At 62.5% G+C, this 13,920-nt stretch carries 13 protein-coding genes; 5 read left to right on the top strand and 8 right to left on the bottom strand.

Features of this window, described 5'->3' with window-relative positions:
* Positions 1-151 precede the first annotated feature (151 nt).
* On the top strand, positions 152-1,051 hold the full coding sequence (locus tag PHE40_RS00190; RefSeq protein WP_299956273.1) for a branched-chain amino acid aminotransferase: 900 nt from the start codon (positions 152-154) through the stop codon (positions 1,049-1,051).
* A gap of 201 nt (positions 1,052-1,252) precedes the next feature.
* Here PHE40_RS00190 and PHE40_RS00185 read toward each other — a convergent pair whose 3' ends face one another.
* Positions 1,253-2,119, bottom strand: coding sequence for a pyruvate, water dikinase regulatory protein (locus PHE40_RS00185; RefSeq protein ID WP_299956269.1), 867 nt, complete (start codon positions 2,117-2,119; stop codon positions 1,253-1,255).
* Positions 2,120-2,472: 353 nt separating this feature from the next.
* Between PHE40_RS00185 and hemE the strand changes: the two genes are divergently transcribed.
* From hemE to PHE40_RS00165, 4 genes are read left to right on the top strand one after another with little or no spacing between them, the layout of a single operon-like run.
* Positions 2,473-3,495, top strand: coding sequence for a uroporphyrinogen decarboxylase (hemE, locus tag PHE40_RS00180; protein WP_299956266.1), 1,023 nt, complete (start codon positions 2,473-2,475; stop codon positions 3,493-3,495).
* On the top strand, positions 3,492-4,535 hold the full coding sequence (hemH, locus tag PHE40_RS00175; RefSeq protein WP_299956262.1) for a ferrochelatase: 1,044 nt from the start codon (positions 3,492-3,494) through the stop codon (positions 4,533-4,535). Before hemE ends, hemH begins: the two co-directional genes overlap by 4 nt.
* Positions 4,525-5,184, top strand: a complete 660-nt coding sequence (locus tag PHE40_RS00170; RefSeq protein ID WP_299956259.1) for an HAD family phosphatase — start codon at positions 4,525-4,527, stop codon at positions 5,182-5,184. The genes hemH and PHE40_RS00170 overlap by 11 nt, the downstream gene beginning before the upstream one ends.
* Positions 5,181-5,624, top strand: coding sequence for a CopD family protein (locus tag PHE40_RS00165; RefSeq protein ID WP_299956256.1), 444 nt, complete (start codon positions 5,181-5,183; stop codon positions 5,622-5,624). The genes PHE40_RS00170 and PHE40_RS00165 overlap by 4 nt, the downstream gene beginning before the upstream one ends.
* Here the strand turns inward: PHE40_RS00165 and PHE40_RS00160 are convergent.
* The 7 genes from PHE40_RS00160 to PHE40_RS00130 form a co-directional block, all read right to left on the bottom strand.
* Positions 5,621-6,400, bottom strand: a complete 780-nt coding sequence (locus PHE40_RS00160) for an SDR family oxidoreductase (protein ID WP_299956253.1) — start codon at positions 6,398-6,400, stop codon at positions 5,621-5,623. The genes PHE40_RS00165 and PHE40_RS00160 overlap by 4 nt on opposite strands.
* A gap of 27 nt (positions 6,401-6,427) precedes the next feature.
* Entirely contained in the window at positions 6,428-7,345 is a 918-nt protein-coding gene (ftsY, locus tag PHE40_RS00155) for a signal recognition particle-docking protein FtsY (RefSeq protein ID WP_299956250.1), read from the bottom strand.
* Complete coding sequence (gene dapF, locus PHE40_RS00150) at positions 7,345-8,166, bottom strand: diaminopimelate epimerase (protein ID WP_299956248.1); 822 nt, start codon at positions 8,164-8,166, stop codon at positions 7,345-7,347. The genes ftsY and dapF overlap by 1 nt, the downstream gene beginning before the upstream one ends.
* A 64-nt stretch (positions 8,167-8,230) precedes the next feature.
* Positions 8,231-9,634 carry a phosphoglucomutase/phosphomannomutase PgmG gene (gene pgmG, locus PHE40_RS00145; RefSeq protein WP_299956328.1) on the bottom strand — a complete coding sequence of 468 codons (1,404 nt, stop codon included), beginning with the start codon at positions 9,632-9,634 and terminating at the stop codon, positions 8,231-8,233.
* A 7-nt stretch (positions 9,635-9,641) separates the two neighbouring features.
* Entirely contained in the window at positions 9,642-10,517 is an 876-nt protein-coding gene (gene galU / locus PHE40_RS00140; protein WP_299956245.1) for a UTP--glucose-1-phosphate uridylyltransferase GalU, read from the bottom strand.
* Between the two features lie 50 nt (positions 10,518-10,567).
* Positions 10,568-11,518 (bottom strand): protein-L-isoaspartate O-methyltransferase, encoded by a 951-nt coding sequence (locus tag PHE40_RS00135; RefSeq protein WP_299956242.1) that lies wholly within the window; start codon positions 11,516-11,518, stop codon positions 10,568-10,570.
* A partial coding sequence (locus PHE40_RS00130; protein WP_299956239.1) for a hypothetical protein occupies positions 11,479-13,920 on the bottom strand: 2,442 nt, incomplete at its 5' end. The genes PHE40_RS00130 and PHE40_RS00135, both read right to left, overlap by 40 nt.

Genomic DNA, 13,920 nt, shown 5'->3' with positions numbered 1-13,920 from the left:
CTACAAGGGGTTTCCGCCATAATATCACGGCGTATGATTGTTTTAGGATGATGCCCCCTGGCGTCAACTTAAAATTATACGCTCAATCACCGGCTCGAAGCCACTAACCCGCCGCCTGTTCGCCACCAGCCTTACCGGAGTTTTTTTAACCATGCCGCTTATCCCTTTTGACGATCGTGATGGATTCATCTGGTGGGAAGGCAAGCTGATCCCCTGGCGCGACGCGAAGATTCATGTGCTCAGCCACGGGCTGCACTACGCCTCCGCCGTGTTCGAGGGCGAGCGCGCCTATGCCGGCAACATCTTCAAGCTCCAGGCGCATACCGAGCGGCTGATCAACTCCGGCAAAATCCTGGGGTTTGATATTCCCTTCACCGCCGATGAGATCAACAAAGCGTGCTACGAAGTCATGGCCGCCAACAATCTGACCGATGCCTACATCCGCCCCATCGCCTGGCGCGGCACGGAGCAGATCGCCGTCTCCGCCCAGCAAACCAAAATCCACCTCGCCATCGCCTGCTGGAACTGGCCCAATTTCTTGGGCGCTGACCGTCTCAAGGGTGTGACCCTGCAAACCGCCCATTGGCGCCGGCCGCACCCGCAAACCGCGCCCACCGCCTCAAAGGCGGCCGGGCTGTACATGATCGGCACGCTCTCCAAACACACGGCCGAGGCCGCCGGCTTCACCGACTCGCTGATGCTCACCTGGGACGGTTTTCTGGGTGAATCCACCGGGGCCAACATGTTCATGGCCATTGACGGCAAGCTCCACACCCCGGTCCCTGACTGCTTCCTTGACGGCATTACCCGCCGCACGGTCATCGCGCTGGCCAAGGCCCGTGGCATTGAGATCATCGAGCGCCACATTCCCCCAGAGGACCTCACCTTGGCGCAGGAGGTTTTCCTCGCCGGAACCGCCGCCGAGGTCACCGCGGTCCGTCAGATCGACGATCACCACTTCACCCCCGGCCAAATCACTGAAACCCTGCTGCACGACTACGAAGCCCTGGTTCTCATGGCGCCAGAGGAAGTCGCCAAGCGCGCCGCCTAAGTTATACCAGCCCGCCAAGAGCTTGACTCTCTGGGTTTAGTGGCGGGCAGGTATAAGCTCTTGAGTTTGCGCGCGGCCGCCCCACCAGCCCCGCGCGCATACCAGTCAGCCTTAAGGCTGACTGGTATTAAATCCAAAAAGCAGAGGGCGATGACATTAGATACGCTCGCTTGTGAACGAATTTAATGTTTGAATCGCCCTCTATTTGTCCTTTTCCGCCAACTTGTCATGCTTGGCGTGCCAGGCATCCATGAGCTTAAGCACCGTGGCCGCCGTTTCCTCGATGGAGCGGTGCGTTACGTCGATGGTGGGCCAGCCCCGCGCGTTGCACAGCCGTTTGGCCCATAGCAGCTCCTTTTCCACCGCTTCAAAATCCACATATTCACCATTATTCTTCTGGGCAAAGCCCGGCTGCGCCCCCGCGCCGAGCAGGCGCAGGCGATGGCGGCGAATACCGATCAGCGATTTCGGATCGATGGTCAGGCCAATCACCGGGCAGTTTGGGTCTTTCAGCAATTCCGGCGGCTCAATTCCCGGCACCAGTGGAATATTGGCGGCCTTGATGCCTCTGTTGGCAAGGTAGAAGCATGTTGGTGTCTTGGATGAGCGCGACACCCCCACAAGCACGACATCCGCCTCCGCCATGCCCCGGTGCGCCTGCCCGTCATCATGCGAAATCACGTAATGCATCGCGTCGATGCGGCGGAAATAATCCGCATCCAGCACATACTGGCGCCCAGGCTTATGCTTCGCCGGCGCGCCGAACTGCCCCTGCAACAACTCCAGCAGCGGGTCCAGCACATGCAACAGCGGCACACCCAGCCGCGCACAGGCCGCATCCAGCTCCTCGCGCAGCGCGGTATCCAGCAAGGAACACAATACCAGCCCCGGTTCGGCGTGAACCCCCTCCAGCACGCGATGCAACTGCAATCGTGAACGAATCAATGACCAGCGATGGTAATTAACCTGGCTTTCATCAAACTGGGCTACGGCTGCCCTTGCCAGCGCACTTAATGTGTCACCGGTCGCATCGGATATCAGGTGTATATTGTGTTTATAACTTTCCATGCCGCTGTTGATAGCGTGGATTGTTTTCCCATGCGCGAAGAATTTTCCGGCGACCGGGGATAAAGTTACGAAACAGTAAACTGGGGATGCTTAACAGGGGGTTCCCTCCTCACTTGTGGGAAAACTAGCCCGATACGTTAGAATCAACAGGTTAAAGCTTGTATCTTGCTGTGGATAACCTTGTGGACTTTATCCGTGCTTGCCTTAACCCCCACTATCCACAGGGTACCACTGCCCCCTCCTTCGTTTAACTTAAAAGAGATAAAGAGGGTGGTTTTCCCACTTTCACAGCCATTCCCGATTTTTCTCCGGGATGGGTTTTAGAACCCGCCATCTTGCTCTAAGCGGGAGTTATGAAATTAATGCGTGTATTGAACGGCGAGGCGATCTCGCCGCCGCCGGTGTGGCTGATGCGTCAGGCCGGACGATACCTGTCTGAATACCGCGCCGTGCGCGGCCAGGCGGGAGATTTCATCTCGCTCTGCCTGAACCCGGAACTCGCCGCTGAAGTCACCCTGCAACCCATCCGCCGCTATGGGTTTGACGCCGCGATCCTCTTTTCCGACATTCTCATCCTCCCCATGGCTCTAGGGCAGGGTCTGCGTTTTGCCGAAGGCGAGGGCCCGCTCCTGCCGCCGCTGCAAAATTCCGCCGGGCTGAACATTGCCGCCGCCCCAGGCGTCTATGCGCCGGTGCTGGAGACCGTTCGGCGTGTCCGTGCAGCCCTGCCACCACAAACCGCGCTGATCGGCTTTGCCGGCGGCCCCGCGACCGTGGCGTGCTATATGCTGGATGGCAAAGGCGGCGGCGATTTTCCGCGTACCCGCGCATTGGCGTATGAAAACTCCGCTTTAGTGCAATCGGTGCTGGATATTCTGGTGGAAGCCACCATCACCTACCTGCAAGGCCAAATTACCGCCGGAGCCAACTGCGTCATGCTGTTTGAGAGCTGGGCCGGTATTTTCCCCGCCTCGCAATTCCGCCAATTTGTCATCGAACCGAACCGGCGCATCGTCTCGGCACTCAAATCCGCCAATCCTGGCCTTAAAATCATCGGCTTTCCCCGACTGTGCGGCCTGCTGCTGGGCGAATATGTGCGCGAAACAGGGGTGGACGCGGTCAGCCTGGACACGGTGACAGACCCCGCCGCCGCCATTGCCGCCTGTCCGCCCGGCACGGTGTTTCAGGGCAATCTGGACCCGCTGCTGCTCAAATCCGGCGGCGCGGCGCTGGAAACCGGGGTTGCGCGGCTGCTGCAAGCCTTCCGCGGCACTCCTCATGTCTTCAATCTCGGCCATGGCATCACCCCGGATGTGCCGCCGGAAAATATCGCGCGGTTGATGGAACTGATCCGCAACAACGCGATGCCTGCATGAAAACCGCCATCGTCCTGTTCAACCTTGGCGGACCCGACAGCCTGGCGGCGATAAAAAAATTCCGCGTCAATCTGTTTTCCGACAAGGCCATCATCCGCGCGCCGATTTTCATCCGTTTCTGGCTGGCCCGGCTCATCGCGCGGTCCTCAGCCAGGGCGGCGGAGAAAAACTACGCGCTCATGGGCGGAAAATCCCCCTTGCTGGCCGCGACCCAGGCGCAGGCTACCGCGTTGGAGAGCGCCATGGGGGGCGATACCAAAACCTTTATCGCGATGCGCTACTGGCACCCCTTCGCGCTGGAGGCCGCGCGCGCGGTGAAAGCCTATAACCCTGATCGCATTCTCCTCCTGCCGCTCTATCCGCAGTTTTCCACCACCACCACCGGCTCTTCGCTCAACAATTGGCACGAGGCGGCGGCGCAGGCCGGGCTGATCAAGCCCACCACCACGCTTTGCTGCTATTTTGACGATCCGGCCTATGCCGATGCCATCGCCGCATTGGTGGATGCCGCCAGCGCCCAGGCCAAGGCCGGCCTGCCCCCCGGCGCGCGGCTGCGCCTGTTGTTCTCGGCGCATGGCCTGCCTGAATCCATCATCGCGCGGGGTGATCCGTATCAATCCCAGATTGAAGCCTCCGTCGCTTCTGTCATGGCCCGGCTCAAGGACAGGCAAGTCGAACATCTGGTCTGCTATCAATCGCGTGCGACCCCGCAAAAATGGATCTCGCCCAGCACCATTGAAGCCATAGAACAGGCCGGGGCGGATAAAACCGCCGTACTGGTCATCCCCATCGCCTTCGTCTCAGACCATATCGAGACGCTGGTGGAGCTTGATATCGAAAACCGCGAGCTTGCCGCCCATTGCGGCGTCCCCGGTTATTTCCGCGCCCCCGTGCCCAATAGCGACCCCGCGTTCATCGCCGCGCTGGCAGGCCTTGCCCGCCGTGCGCTGGCGCATGGCAACGGGCTTTGCTCGCATCAGGGCGGCCGCGCCTGCGCCGCCACACATAAAAACTGCCCATGGACAAAATATGCGGCCTGAATTGATTATTTTTGATTGCGATGGCGTGCTGATCGACAGTGAAGGCGTCGCTTCCACCGTCTGCGCGCGTGAGCTTTGCGATCTTGGCTGGGAGATCACCGCGCAACAGGTGCAGGATCGTTTTCTTGGCATGTCAATTACCGATATGCAGCCGGTCATCGAGGCGCGCCTCGGCCGCATCCTCCCGGCCACCTGGCGCGCCGGTCTTGCGCAAAAACTCGTGACAGCGCTTGGCACGGAATCAAAACTCATTCCTGGCGCGCGGGAAATGCTGGAGCGCGTGAATACGCTTGGCATCCCCTGGTGCATCGCCTCCAATTCATCGGATGAAGAGCTGGACGTTAAATTCTCCTACACCGGTATTGCCCATCTCACCGCTGGCCGCGCCTATTCGGCCGCTGGTGTCATCGCCAAGGGCGGGCGCGCCAAACCCGCGCCGGATCTGTTTCTCGCCGCGGCCGCCGGGTCACAAACCCAGCCACGAAATTGCCTGGTGCTGGAAGACAGCGTGCTTGGCGTCACCGGCGCGGTTGCCGCCGGCATGGCGTGCTACGGTTTCGCCCCGCATGGCGATGGCGCGCCCCTGCTTGCCGCCGGCGCCCGCGCCATTTTGCAAAACCTGAGTGATCTGTTCGGATTTCTTGCATGACAATCGCAGCGCTCACACCTTATTTCCACATCCTCCTGGCCTTCCACATCGTCTCCTTCACCGCGTGGATGGCCGGAATGTTCTACCTGCCGCGCCTCTATGTGTATCACTGCCAGCTTGCGCCGGGCTCGGCTGAATCCGCGCGATTCAAGGTCATGGAACGCAGACTCCTGCAACAGATCATCAACCCGGCGATGCTCTCCACCTTCTTCTTCGGCATCCTGCTCATTCTCACCCCGGGGGCTGTGAACTGGCACGCCGCCTGGTGGTGGACCAAGTTGACGGCGATCCTCCTGATGACCGGCTTTCACGGAAATCTCTCGAAATGGGGCCGGGATTTCCTGAATGACGCAAACACGAAATCCGAAAAATTCTACCGGATCGCCAATGAAATCCCGACGGTCCTGTTCGTCATCATCGTCTTCTGCGTCGTTGCTTAAATTGTGTCGTCGATCACATACGCGCTGGTCAGCCCGCCATCGATGACATAGGCTGACCCGGTCATGAAACTGGCTTCATCCGAGGCCAGAAAGGCCACCAGATTGGCGATTTCCTCCGGCTGCGCCAACCGGCCCATTGGCAAATGTTGCCGTCGCAGCCTCCAGGCTTGCTCATCCGCCAGAAACGCCTTCACCAGCGGTGTCGCGGTCGGCCCTGGGCATAGCGCCACCGCCCTTAAACCCTTGCGGGCATACATCACGGCAATTTCACGCGTCATCGCCAGCACACCGCCTTTCGCGGCGGTATAGGCGATCTGCGGAAACGCCGAGCCAACCAACGCCACAATCGAGGCATTGTTGATGATCACGCCGTTGCCATTTTGCAATAAATACGGAATCCCCGCCTTGCAGCACAAAAAAACGGAAGTGAGATTGATCGCGATGGTGCGGTTCCACACGCTCAGGTCCGTTTCCACCGGCCCATCATCGCCGCTCAGACACACCCCGGCATTGTTGAAAATCACATCGAGCCCGCCGAACGCCGCCGCCCCTTCGGCAAAAGCCTTGTTGCAGGCTGCTTCATCTGTCAGATCCGCGATCACCGCCATCGCGCTGCCGCCCGCATCCGCTACCGCGCGCACGCTCTGCATGGCGGCCTCGGGGTTGATATCGCAAGCAATCACCCGCGCGCCCTCGGCGGCGCATTTCAGCGCGCTGGCCCGGCCGATGCCGCCGCCCGCCCCGGTGATAAAAACCCTTTTATCCTTCAGGCGCATTCTCGCGGTTCCTTCTGCTGTGTTCCATCACTCCCCGACCAGCGCGCGCGCGAACTCCTCGGGGTCGAACTCTCGCAGATCCTCTATCTGCTCGCCGGTGCCCACCGCATGAATCGGCAGTCCGAATTTTTCCGCCAGCGCAACCACGATGCCCCCGCGCGCCGAGCCGTCCAGCTTGGTCACGATCAGCCCGGTCAGCTCCACCATATCCTTGAAAATCCCCACCTGCGTCACCGCGTTCTGCCCGGTGGTGGCATCCAGCGTGAGCAAAACCGCATGCGGCGCGCTCTCATCGAGCTTACGGATCACCCGGATGATCTTGCGCAGCTCTTCCATCAGCGCCGTCTTGTTGTGCAGCCGCCCGGCGGTGTCGATTAGTAATACATCTGCCCCCGCCTTTTGCGCGCGCGCCAGCGCGTCATGCGCCAGGGAGGCGGCATCGGAGTTCGCCGGCGCGGTCACAACCTCAGCCCCCGCGCGCACGCCCCAAACCTGCAACTGCTCCACCGCGGCGGCACGGAAGGTATCTCCCGCCGCCATCATCACTACCAGCCCGGCCTGGCGATAGCGTGCCGCCAGCTTGCCGATAGTCGTCGTCTTGCCCGCGCCATTCACCCCGGCCATGAGAATCACGAACGGTTTGTGCCCCGCATCCACCGCCAGCGGCTTTGCCACGGGGGCCAGAATCAGGCTGATCTCGCCAGCCAGCGTCTCGCGCACCTCCTGCTGGCTCACCTCCTTGCCAAATCTGGTGCTGCGGAAATTCTTGATAATCCGCGCCGCCACCGCGGCGCCCAGGTCAGCCGCGATCAGCTGTTCCTCCAACTCCTCCAGCGCCGCGTCATCAAGCTTGCGCTTCGTGAACACCCCGGCGATGCCGCCCGTCAGCTTGGCGGCGCTGCGCGAGAGCCCCGCCTTCAGCCGCCCGAAAAATCCTGACGCCATTACATAATCTCCGGCAGCATGCCCGTGAACGCGGTCTCGGCCGGGCCGCGCATCAGCACATGCCCATCTCCGCCGGCCCAGCTTATCAACAATTCGCCGCCATCCATCACCACGCTCACCGGCCCGTGCGTCAGCCCCCGGCGCTGCGCGTTCACCACCGCCGCGCACGCGCCCGAGCCGCAGGCCAGCGTCAGCCCCGCGCCGCGCTCCCAAACCTTCAAGCGTATCCGCTGCGGGTTTTCCACTTTGGCGAAGCCGATGTTCGCCCGTTCGGGAAACATCTTATGCCGCTCCAGCTGCGGCCCGATATTCTCGATGGGAAGTAGAAAATCATCGACGAAGAACGTCGCATGCGGGTTGCCCATGGAGCACGCCGCCGGATCAAAAACCGGCCCTAGCCCCAGGTTGAGGTGCAGCGTGTCCGCCGGGCTGCTCAGCGGTATCTCGCCCCACTCCAGCCGCGGCGGGCCCATGTCCACCTCAACCAGCCCAGGCCCCATAATTTCCGCCTTCAGCAGGCCGGAAATGGTGCGGATGCTCACCTGCCGCTCGCCGCTCTCCTCGGCCAGCAGCGCCGCCACGCAGCGCGTCGCATTGCCGCAGGCGCCGGCCTCGGTGGCATCCGCATTCAAAATGCGCATGAACACATCCGCCCCCTCGGCATCTGGCTCCAATATCACCAGCTGGTCGCAGCCGACGCCCAACCGGCGGTCGGCGATCTGGCGCACCACCGCCGCAGGCAGGTTCAACGGCGCCGCGCGCCCATCCAGCACGACAAAATCGTTGCCGGCCCCATGCATTTTTATAAACGGTATCGACATACCCGCTTTTAGCGCGGCGGGCGCAAAAGGCGAAGCCGCATTGCGCAGCTCCGCCCTTACTTTTTTAATGCCCGGCGTTGGCGCCGGAGAAATCAGGCGCCAGGCCGGAGGCGGCGAGCTGGCCCGCCAGCTCCGATTTGAGCCGCGAGAGCCCAGCCTCCGAGGTGCTCTCGGCGCGCGCCACCAGCACAGCCTGGGTATTGGAGGCGCGCAGCAGCCACCAGCCGTCCTCGGTATTCACCCGCACGCCATCGGTATCGGAGACTTTGTCCCCGCTGGCCTTCAGCCGCGCCGCAACCTCTTTCACCACCTCGAATTTGCGGTCCTCGGTGCAATCAAACCGCAGCTCCGGGGTGTTCACCACATGCGGCAGGCTGGCGCGGAACTGCGCCACGCTCTCGCTGCTGCGCGCAATCACGCCCAGCATGCGCACGGCGGCATACAGCGCGTCGTCAAACCCATACCATTTGTCGTTATAGAAAATATGGCCCGACATTTCCCCCGCCAGCGGCGAGCCAAGCTCCGCCATCTTGGACTTGATGAGCGAATGCCCGGTCTTCCACATCAGCGGCTTGCCGCCGGCTTTCGCCACCTCGTCGAACAACACCTGGCTGGCCTTCACATCGGCGATGATCGTCGCGCCCGGGTGTTCGCGCAGCACATCGCGCGCCATCAAAATCAAAAACTGGTCGCCAAAGAGGATATTGCCCTCATTGTCCACCAGGCCGATCCGGTCCGCATCGCCATCAAAGGCCACGCCCACATCAGCACTTTCCTTGCGCACCGCGTTGATCAGCTGTTCCAGGTTCTTCGGCACGGTCGGGTCGGGGTGATGCGCGGGGAAGGTCCCGTCGATCTTGCCGTTCAAAACCTTGTGCCTGCCGGGGAGTTTCTTCACCAGCTCGGCCAGCACATCGCCCGCCGCGCCATTGCCGTTATCCCAGACCACGGTCAGCTTCTTCTCGCCGTCCCAGTCGCGCATAATCCGCGCGATATACGCCGCTGACACATCTTTTTGCGTCATGCTTCCCTTGGCCTCGGCCACAACCTCGCCCGCCGCCGCCCGCTGGCCCAGGTTCAGAATATCCTGGCCAAAGAACGGCTTCTTGCCGAGCATCATTTTGAACCCGTTGTAGTTGGACGGGTTATGGCTCCCCGTCACCATCACGGCGCCATCGGTTGGCTCGGTGAAGGCGGCGTAATAGAGCATGGGCGTCGGCCCCTGGCCGATGGAGATCACCTCCGCCCCGCTGGCCATCAGCCCGTTTATCAGGGCCGCCTCCAGCGCTGGCGAGGAGAGCCGCCCATCGCGCCCCACGGCAACCTTGCGGCCCCCCGCCTCGGTGACGATGGAGCCGAACACCCGGCCGATGGCAAACGCATCCGCCTCATGCAGCGTCTCGCCGACAATGCCGCGGATATCGTACTCGCGAAGCGAACTGGTATGGAATTTATGGGAAAAACTCATTACAGCCTCACGCATTCACGTAATTTTTCAGGAACCCGCGCACCGCGTCAGCCATTTCCGGCCGTGCCAGCGCGAAGGCGATCTGCGCCTCCAGAAAGCCGATCTTATCGCCGCAATCAAAGCGTTTACCCTCGAACTTCAGCCCGTGGAAGGGCGTATGGCCGATCATTTTGGCCATCGCATCGGTCAGCTGCACCTCGTTGCCAGCCCCGCGCTCCATTTGCGAGAGATAGGTGATCACCTCGGGCAGCAGCACATAGCGGCCGATGATCGAAAGGTCAGACGGCGCCTCCGCAGGCGCCGGTTTTTCCACCAGCCCGGTCACTTCCACGCGGTTGCCCTGGGTCTCGCCGATTTTCAAAATACCGTAGCGGTTGGTCTGCTCGCGCGGCACCTGCGTCACCGCCACCACATTGCCGCCGGTCTCATGATACACATCGGCCAGCTGCTTCATGCAGGGGGTCTGGCTCAGCACCAGATCGTCGGGCAGCAAAATCGCGAACGGATCATCGCCGATGAAGGTGCGCGCGCACCAGATCGCATGGCCCAGCCCCAGCGGCACCTGCTGGCGCACGGTGGAGATGGAGCCCGGCGGCATCGCCTCCGAGCGCAGCAGCTGCAACGCCTCGCCCTTGCTGCGCTCCGCCAGCGTGGCTTCCAGCTCGAAGGCGATATCGAAATGGTCAATCAGCGCGGTCTTGCCCCGCCCCGTCACCATGCAAAACTGCTCAATCCCCGCGGCGCGCGCCTCGTCCACCGCGTACTGGATCAGCGGCATGTCCACCACGGTCAACATTTCCTTCGGCATCGCCTTGGTCGCCGGCAAAAAGCGGGTGCCAAGCCCGGCCACGGGCAACACGGCCTTACGCAACGGTTTTATCAAGAAACCTCTCCCTTAATTTGCAAACCCTGTTTCATTCCAATCACCCGCGCTTACGCCGGCGTGGCGCTCGCCTGCGCCGCCGGCACCTTCATCATCGCCCCCGTCATCGGGATGAAGAAACATCCCATATCCCGGCGGGAATGGATCTTCCCCGTGGCATCTTTGTGGTAGACATAAAAAACCTGCCCTTGCTTGAACGGCTGCCCGATCGGGATGATCATCCGCCCGCCTGGCTTGAGCTGCGCGAACAGCGCCGGCGGCGCATATTGGGCGGCACAGGTCACGATGATGATATCGAACCCGCCCTTCTGCTCGGGCCAGCCATAATAGCCATCGCCGACCCTGGTGGTCACATTGTCATAGCCGAGCGGGCTGAAAATCGGCTTCACCGCATTACCCAGCGGCGCGATGATCTCGATGGAATACGCATGGTCCACGATCCGCGAGAGCAGCGAGCTCTGGAACCCCGAGCCTGTGCCGATCTCCAGCGAAATCTCGCCAGGCTTGGGCGCGATCACCTGGGTCATATACGCCTGCCCGAGGTAATCCGAGAGTGCCGAGCCGTAGCCGATGGCCCAGGGCTTGGCCGGAATGTCATAGGCATCGCCGCAGGTGGAGCGGCGTTCCTCGTAATTATAATGGTAATACTCGCGCGGCAGCGCCTTGAAGGCGGCGAGCACCAGCGGGTCGGCGGCGCCCAGCCGCAGTTTCAGATAAGCCTCGATCGCCGCCATCGCGGCGGGTTTGCGCGCCTGAATGGCGGCGAACTGCGCATCGGTCAGGCTGAGCGGCCTGCCACCCGCGGCCATCGCCGCCTGAAAAGCTTCGCGGTCCCAGGGCTTGCCGTTAGGCGTCATCGGCACGCTCAGCATGGCGGGCACGGGCACATCGGCGCCCAGGGCGGACGTGCCGGACGTAGCGGCCAGGGCCGGCAGCGCCGCCAGCGAGGCCGCGCCCGCCATCAATCCACGGCGGCTGATTTTCTCATTGAACTGAACCAAGCTTTCTCTCTCTTTCCATAGGCGGGGAAACTCATCGCGGCGATCCCATACATCACAATCGCGCCGCCTAAAACCGCATGTAACCCAATATTGCGCAACAACAGGTTGGCCAGCGGCGTCGCCACAACCGAAAACGCGCCATTCAGCCCCCAGGCCCAGGCCAGGTAAAACCGCTGTTCCTCCTGCTCCAGCCCGAGCGGGAACGGCAGCCCCATGGCCAGGCTCACCGGCGCCATCGCCCCCACCACCAGCGCCGCCTTCAGCCCGAACGCCAGATCGCTCCCCGCCAGCGCGCCGGGGCTGAGCATCATCGCGCCCAGCGCCCAAACCAGCACCACCAGCGCCGTGCCCCATACCGCGCGGCCGGGGCGTGCGCTGAACCGGCCGGAGATGAAACTCCCCAGCCCGGAGAATATCAGCATCGCGCTCAGCACCAGCGAGAACCCGGCCGCCCGGTCATCCAAAAACGCGCTCGCCCGCTCGATGCCGAAAATCTCCAGAAACAAAAACCCCAGAGCCAGCGCGGGAAAATAAAAAACAGACCGGGCCAGCGCCACCTTCGCCCCACCTGCCTGGCGCGGCGCCGCCAGCGGCACCAGCAGCACCAGCAGCGCGATCACCCCCGCCTGCGCCAGCACCGCCAAGTTCACCAGCGCGCCGATCTCCGCCTGCGGCAATATCTGCAACCGCGCCAGCAGCAGCGAAAGCTTTCCCAGCCGCAAAATCGCGTAAAACGCCGGGCGGTCATCGGTCACCGGCCGCAGGTCGAAGGCGCGCGCCGATACGGTGCGCCGCCCCGCCAGCACCCCGCCCGCCTCGTCGGCGAGGGAATCATCGGCGCCGGAAGATGTCACAGTATCATCATTGAACGAGACCGCCGGCAGATCGTTATATAAATCATCCCGCGCGGCCTTCACGTCCATGCCCTGGTAGTATGAGACATCGAACGAGCGGTCATTACACCACTTTAGGATCGTATTGATCTCACCCGCGCTGAACGGCGTATCGCTCACCAATATCCGCGCGTTCCACGCCGAGCGGTACACCACCACATGCGCCCGCGGATCAGCAATTCCGCACAGCGCCAGCGCCGCCTTCACGCTCGCCAGCATCCGCAGCGCATAGGCGGGGAAATCCTCGATCGAGACCGGCACCGAGAGCACGCCGCCCGGCCTCAGCGCCCCCAGATCAGCCGCCAACCCCTGCGCCGAGAACGCATACACATTCGCCGGCGCCGCATCCATGAAATCGGCGGAAATATCGATCACATCAAATTTCCGTGCGCCCGCCACCGCCGCGCGTGGCGGCATGTCCGAGATGCTCACCCGCGCATCCGCCGGATAGGCGGGCGAGCCGCCCAGCCCATGCTTCAGCGCCTGATATAACACCGGCTCAGGCTCCAGCGCGCTCACATGCGCCGCCCCCAGCGCCAGCACCTCCGCGATGCGAAACCCGCCCGAGGCCCCCACCAGCAGCACATCCGGCCGGGCCTCCAGCGCATAGGGCAGCGCATCCAGCGCGCCGGGCGCATAACCGCTCGCCATCGGCGCCTCCGCCTTGGGCAGGCTGGCGATGCGTATGCCATCGCGGTACAGCCCATAGCTGCGCGGCGGGTCGGCATAGCCCAGCATCGCCGCATCGTTGGAAATATCGTCATTCACCCGCTCGGTGAAATCATCGAGCAGCAGATACTCTCCTTGCGGCCGCTCCACCTGCGCCAGCACCCGCGCGCCCGGCGTATGCAGCGGCGGATACACCGGCTTATACGGGCTCACCGCCGCCTGCGGCCCCAGCGCCAGCAACAGCTCCGCCCCCGCCAGCACCAAAACCGCCGCCACCCCCGCGCGCACCCGGTATTTCCCCACGAACCACGCCGCCAGCGCCAAAGCGGGCAGCAGCACCGGCACTAGCGCAAAGGGCGGCACCAGAAACATCAGCCCCAGCACGAGCACTGAGCCCACCCCCGCCCCGGTCAGGTCCGCCGCGTACACCCGGCCGATCCATTGCGCGTTGGTGACGAAGCTCAATGAGATAAACAGCCCCGCGCCGAAGAAAAACGGCAGCAGCGCCACATAATACAACCCGATATTCGCAAGCTGCGGCAAATAGGTCGCCGGGTTCTGCAACTGCAACGGGTTGAACGGGTTGATGATGGTGGCGAAATACCCCAGCGCCCCGCTCGCCACCAGAACCGCGGGCAAAACCGCGAACAGCACCGCCGCGCGCTTCACCAAAAATTCACGCGCCAGCGCCAGAAACACGCCGGAGAACGCGAACCCCACCATCACGATGGAGATCACCCAATACCCGTAATCAGACCAGCTCGCGACGGCAAAATAGCGCGTCAGCGCGGTCTCCATCCCCACCGCGGCGGCGGAGACCAAAAACAACGGCAGAAATTT

It is taken from the genome of Acidocella sp. (assembly GCF_028687955.1).
Lineage (GTDB): Bacteria > Pseudomonadota > Alphaproteobacteria > Acetobacterales > Acetobacteraceae > Acidocella.
The sequence above is the reverse complement of the archived record's forward strand: the minus strand, read 5'-3'. Positions and strand labels throughout refer to the sequence as shown.

What these genes read in the sequence shown, in the direction of transcription:
- PHE40_RS00190 (WP_299956273.1), top strand. Translation starts at nt 152, where the DNA reads ATGCCGCTTATCCCTTTTGACGATCGTGATGGATTCATCTGGTGGGAA.
- PHE40_RS00185 (WP_299956269.1), bottom strand. Translation starts at nt 2,119, where the DNA reads ATGGAAAGTTATAAACACAATATACACCTGATATCCGATGCGACCGGT.
- hemE (WP_299956266.1), top strand. Translation starts at nt 2,473, where the DNA reads ATGAAATTAATGCGTGTATTGAACGGCGAGGCGATCTCGCCGCCGCCG.
- hemH (WP_299956262.1), top strand. Translation starts at nt 3,492, where the DNA reads ATGAAAACCGCCATCGTCCTGTTCAACCTTGGCGGACCCGACAGCCTG.
- PHE40_RS00170 (WP_299956259.1), top strand. Translation starts at nt 4,525, where the DNA reads ATGCGGCCTGAATTGATTATTTTTGATTGCGATGGCGTGCTGATCGAC.
- PHE40_RS00165 (WP_299956256.1), top strand. Translation starts at nt 5,181, where the DNA reads ATGACAATCGCAGCGCTCACACCTTATTTCCACATCCTCCTGGCCTTC.
- PHE40_RS00160 (WP_299956253.1), bottom strand. Translation starts at nt 6,400, where the DNA reads ATGCGCCTGAAGGATAAAAGGGTTTTTATCACCGGGGCGGGCGGCGGC.
- ftsY (WP_299956250.1), bottom strand. Translation starts at nt 7,345, where the DNA reads ATGGCGTCAGGATTTTTCGGGCGGCTGAAGGCGGGGCTCTCGCGCAGC.
- dapF (WP_299956248.1), bottom strand. Translation starts at nt 8,166, where the DNA reads ATGTCGATACCGTTTATAAAAATGCATGGGGCCGGCAACGATTTTGTC.
- pgmG (WP_299956328.1), bottom strand. Translation starts at nt 9,634, where the DNA reads ATGAGTTTTTCCCATAAATTCCATACCAGTTCGCTTCGCGAGTACGAT.